Annotated in this window: 4 protein-coding genes; all 4 read left to right on the plus strand. The window is 48.0% G+C overall.

What is annotated here, in order from left to right:
• Window positions 1-368, plus strand: a 368-nt coding sequence (locus tag AC2TCY_RS22920; protein WP_480851051.1) for a hypothetical protein, incomplete at its 5' end; no start/stop codon positions are given.
• 9 nt (window positions 369-377) lie between these two features.
• Window positions 378-983, plus strand: coding sequence for a hypothetical protein (locus AC2TCY_RS22925; RefSeq protein ID WP_480851053.1), 606 nt, complete (start codon window positions 378-380; stop codon window positions 981-983).
• Window positions 976-2634 (plus strand): ATP-binding protein, encoded by a 1659-nt coding sequence (locus AC2TCY_RS22930; protein ID WP_480851055.1) that lies wholly within the window; start codon window positions 976-978, stop codon window positions 2632-2634. The genes AC2TCY_RS22925 and AC2TCY_RS22930 overlap by 8 nt, the downstream gene beginning before the upstream one ends.
• A 17-nt stretch (window positions 2635-2651) precedes the next feature.
• The gene (locus AC2TCY_RS22935; protein ID WP_480851057.1) at window positions 2652-4424 is read left to right on the plus strand and encodes a hypothetical protein; all 1773 of its coding nucleotides are present in this window, start codon (window positions 2652-2654) and stop codon (window positions 4422-4424) included.
• Window positions 4425-5239 lie beyond the last annotated feature (815 nt).

The following is a 5239-nucleotide window of genomic DNA, read 5'->3' on the forward strand; positions in this document are numbered from 1 at the left end:
CAATATGTTCACTCTTATTTGCCATTATTCACTACAAATTAGATCGAATAACAGGCCATATATATAAGAAATCGTCGAATATATTGACTAATATTTCACAATATATACCTTTAGCAACGCTAATCTGGAGGTTTTGCCACATGGCAGAGAGTGAAAAGCACGAGAAGTTTAGAAGGCTTGCTGAGAGCCGAACCAACAAAGCCTTGGAGGCGATTGGGCGTATCGCCAACCTCTCGAACAGATCGCTTTACGAGTGGGAAGAGGACGAAGTTAAGAGCATTATCAAAGCTCTGAGAGCAGAAATAAGTGAAGTGGAAGGCCGCTTTGCGTCCCCACGTACCAAGTCAGGCCAAAAGTTCAAGCTGTAGAGAGGCCCAATGGCACGGAAGACAACAAAATCTCCAACTGGAACTGATCGCCTATCAAACACGCATGTTGCTGTTCTGGCAGCATACTTGGCCGGTGCCGCTAAGGGAAACACAGACACTGAGGATATTGCTATCAAAGCTGCCGAGCTTGCGCCCGGGCGGTTCAGTTGGCGCAAGTATCCGGAACAAATCAACATTGAGACAATACGCAAGAGACTTTGGGATGCTGCTTCTGAGAAGATGGGGCAACTGCTAACCGGTTCGGAACGTGAGGGTTGGCTGTTAACGGAATCCGGTTTGTCTTTCTGTCAGAAGCACTCGGCTCACCTTGGTGAAACGCATCTTGAAACCGTACGCTTGTCGCAAAAGGAACACGCATGGGCAACTCGAGAGAAAGGCCGGATGCAAGCCGAAACAGCCTTTAAAAAATGGAAAGATGGCGATGCTGCGCAAATCCTTCCCGTCGAGGCCGAAAGGTTTTTCCGTATTGATGATTACATTGTCGGCAACTTGAGGCTCATGCGCGTCAAACGTGCAAAGGACATCTTTGCTGCCGATAAAATTATGTCCGATGCAATCAACGAAATTTCAAAAAAGGTCCGTGAACGTGAATAAATTCTCATCCGCATTACAAGTTAAGTCGCATATTGGTCGGGACCTGTTGCAGAGTTCCGCCTTATTCAAACATGAATGGCAAGTCGCGTGGGAGTATGTTTCCAACGGGCTTCAGTATGTTGATGGTGGTGTTTCGCCTATCGTCACGGTGAATATCGACAAAAGTCAAAAACGTATGACAATCAAGGATAACGGAAGGGGGATGAATCTTTCCGATCTTGAGAATTATTTCACTATGCACGGTGAGAACGTAGACACAAAGGCAGGACGACCCGGGCGGGGAATGTTTGGCACGGGTAAATCCGCCGCCTTTGGCATTGCGAACGCCCTGCGGGTTACTACAACCAAAAACGGCAAACGTTCTACTGTCCAGCTACTTAGGACGGAATTCGAGCGTCCGGAAGCATCTAAAACGGTGCCAATTGAAGTTATCGAAAATGAAGTCGATACCGACAAACCTAACGGAACCATAGTCGAGGTTAGCGAAATCAACCTGCGCAGCATCGACACAAGCGCAATAATACGAGAAATCGAAAAGCACATAGCCTTTTGGAAGGGTGTAACAGTCTATGTTGGCACCCATAAATGCGAGTACGTAGAGCCATCAATCCGAGCTGAAAGGGAATTCAGTGCACTGGACTCACCATTCGCTGAGATACTCGGCAGTGTGACGCTTCGGATAAAAGTGTCAAAAGCTCCGCTGGCAAAAGAGCAACAAGGAATCGCCGTAACTTCTAATGGTGTGCTTCACGAGTCCACTTTTGCAGGTCAAGATAAGCGTCAATTCACCAACTATATTTTTGGCGATATTGATGTTCCATCGATGGCGCACGACAAATCACCTATTCCGCCGTTCGATATGTCCCGTTCTGGTCAACTCAATCCCAAGAACGATTTAGTTCGCGCGACAATGGCATTTGTTGGAATGAAGCTGGAGTTGGTTCTGCAAGAGCTTGAAGAAGAAGAGCGACTTCGCAAGCAGAACGAGGAAACAAGACGGCTCCAGAAGGAAGCCAATGCTATCGCAGATCTAATCAACAAAGACTTCCAGCAATGGAAAGTACAAATTCAGAATGTGCTTGCCCACACTGTCGGAGCCAAAGACTACAAGCCATCAATTATTGCCGATGAAGAAGACGCTGACATTCTTGCAGGAAAAGGAGAAGAACCCGCAACTAAGGTCTCAGAAGAAGGCGGCCCATCCGACGTTCATAACGATACACCTCGTCCACCAAATCCAGACACCGACCCTGAAAACTCGTCAGCAACTTTTGAAGCCGACCCAAAGAGCGCGGAGCGGTCTGGGAAACGAAAAATGGACCCCAAGAAAAAGTCTCGCGGCGGCGGATTCAGCGTTGAATTTAGGGATATGGGAGAGCACGAGCCAAGAGCAAAGTATGAGGCATCAGAGCGTAGCATTTTGGTCAATGTAGAGCATCCGCAACTCGCAGCCGCTTTGAAGATTGGCGGGATCGATGACGTTTCTTTCCGGCGTTTGGCATACGAGGTTGCATTCGCAGAGTATTCAATTGCTTTGTCAGTCGAAATGGCTAACGACGGTCACTTTATGGACCCGCAAGACGCTATCACTGCGGTTCGTGAGGGTATGAACCGAATGGCATCGTTAGCGGCCAACACATTGTACTCTTGAAGGGGAGACAGCGAACATTGTTCGACGTTCCATGGTCGGGCGGAAACGAGATTCTTCTCGCCACGCTCGCCGAAGTAGGTATGCCCAATCGCCTTGTCACGGCAATGAAAGCCGAAGGTTTCGAGCTTGTCGGTTCCTTTGTTCAATTGACAGAAGTTGACATTCTCGGAAGGCAAGGCTTGGGGCGGAAGTCAATCCGCGAAGCGGGAATGATCTTGAAAGATTTTGGGCTATCGCTTGGAATGGATGTCAGAGGTTGGAACGAGGCCGAAGCGAAGGAGGCTCGGAACGCCTATGGGCGTCGCATCCATCAGCGTGTGTTTGAACTCAGGCCAACAGAGTGGGAGCATCGGGACACACTTGAAGACGAGCTTTACGCTTTACTGATGGAAGTGGAAGACGAGCGAAATGCGGATCTATTGGCCGTTTTATATGGCTTCAACGGAGACGGCCCCAAAACCCTCGAGTTCACTGCTCAGCCCTACGGATTGACCCGAGAGCGAGTGCGTCAGATTGCAGCCAAAGCAGAGCTAAAGCTAAAGCGGATCTGGCGCCCGTTGGGATGCCTTGCCGAGGCAAAGAAAATAGTGAGTTCCCAGCTCGGACCATATTTCACTCAGGAGGAATTCAATAACGCTGTTTGCGACGCCGAAATTTCGAGATGCAATTTCCATGTCGAAGGGGTTCTCGAGGCATTGGAACTGATTGGTGAGAAGCATGATGTTACGAGAACGCGCATCGGAGATGTTGTTCTGTACGTCAAAAAAGACTCGGCTGCTGTTCCAAATCGAGTTCTCGTTGCCCTAAGAAAAGAGACTTCGGCAAATGGCTGTACCAATATCCAACGTTTGGCGCTTCTTGCTGGTTTAGAGCTTAGTGACGCAGATAGTCTACGTGACTTGTTAAACTTGTTTTCAGAGGTCCTTTGGCTTGATTCTGGTTCAAATTGGCTTCTCTCCAAACGATCAACAAGAAATCGGCTGCTAAATGTAGCATCTCGTATCTTCACGGTTTCGAGCTCCATCGAAATGAATGAATTGCGCTCGGCTTTGTTGAGGCCTGTTCGCGTTAGCTTCGTACCACCGCCAGAGCCTCTGGCAGCGTTTCTCGAATTCTATGGCATTGCAAAGGCACACGGTCGAATTGCCAAAAGAACCAATGATTTTCATGCTGCAGATCTTGGCTCAAATGACCAAGGATTGGCCTACGCCTTTGAGGCACTTGGCACCCCATTGACCCGAGAGGAATTGGAAGACTACTGCCTTGATGAGCTTGGAATGAATGCCAACAGCTTTTATGTTTACCTAAGTTATTCACCACTCTTGGTAAAGCTTGCCACTGGTGTGTTTTCGTTGGTCGGGCATGATGTTGATCCCGGCAAGATAGAAGAACTCAAAGACGAGATTCGTAAAAACAGGTTTGAGGCGACATCTGGCTGGTCAAAATCAGGAACGCTATGGTGGCACTTTCAAGCAGATCGACCGACAGTCAATGCGGGTGCACACGCCACCTCAACGTTCGTTCTCGACTATGCATCAGGTGAATGGAACCTGCGTACTTTTGATGGATTGAAACTCGGGAACCTAAAAGTTGATAATGGTTTTGCATCAGGCTTTGCAAAAGCGTTTTCTGTTCTCGGCGTAACCAACAAGGATTTTGTTCAATTTGATTTCAACATAGCCACAAGAGACGCCTTTGTTCGGATTGTTGGAGACGAACCGGAAGAGTTTTCAACTTCAATTGAACGTGACGAATTTGACGAAGATATCGTTGTTGAAGATGACACTTAGTTGGGTGCGTTGCTCACGATAGTGAATAGACCCAACATGTCGCGGAATCGGTTCTCTGGAGCTGGAGGAAGCGAATTCAAACGCACAGCTAAGCCCAATGATGCTGCTATTTAGTGGCGCCCTTTTCATAGCGAACAATCAAGCCCCGACATATAGTCGGTGAATTAAGTTCCCCCATTGCAAGTACTCAAACTGCGCTCCAAAATACTAACTTTTGTCCTGTTTTTGCTCAGTTTACTCCTCTGGATAATGTGCAACGAGCAAAACCCCGTGAATATCTTCAAAAGATTGGTCTTTGGCGCTCGATGACGTCCTTTGCGATTGCCATCCAAAGGTTGGGTTTAAAAAGCTAAACGATCTTATTGTTAGCTTAGACAGTGTAGTCTGATTTTTTTTGGGGGGGGCGGTGTCGCTGCGACAAAGCCGACGGGACCACCAAAGCTACTAACTCAAGTTTCACTACAGCTACCCTACAATAGGTACTGACGACGCTTTTGCGTCAATCAACCTTTGGTCAACTAAACCAAGCATCCTCACTTAGGAGTGAAGGGTGTTTTTTTTGTGTCTCAGGCTCAATTTTGTCGAAGCAAATCAACGTCTTTGCAGCTTCATGTGAGCCCTCAATGAAAGCTATCCATGTCCAGCAATCCGAAATCCAGCCGATGCCGAGAATGCGGAAAAGAGTTTCCGTTTCGACGTAGCAAAAAGTTTTGTTCACCAAACTGCCGAAAAGCCAGTTCCCAACGAAACCGCAGGCAAGAGACACCCGCTAACGCCGCCAGTAGCCGCTCTGTAAAGCGAGATCAGCATGAAGT

The organism is Ruegeria sp. HKCCD7181 (assembly GCF_057221055.1).

Coding starts and splice junctions, on each gene's coding strand:
- AC2TCY_RS22925 (WP_480851053.1), top strand. CDS start 378: ATGGCACGGAAGACAACAAAATCTCCAACTGGAACTGATCGCCTATCA.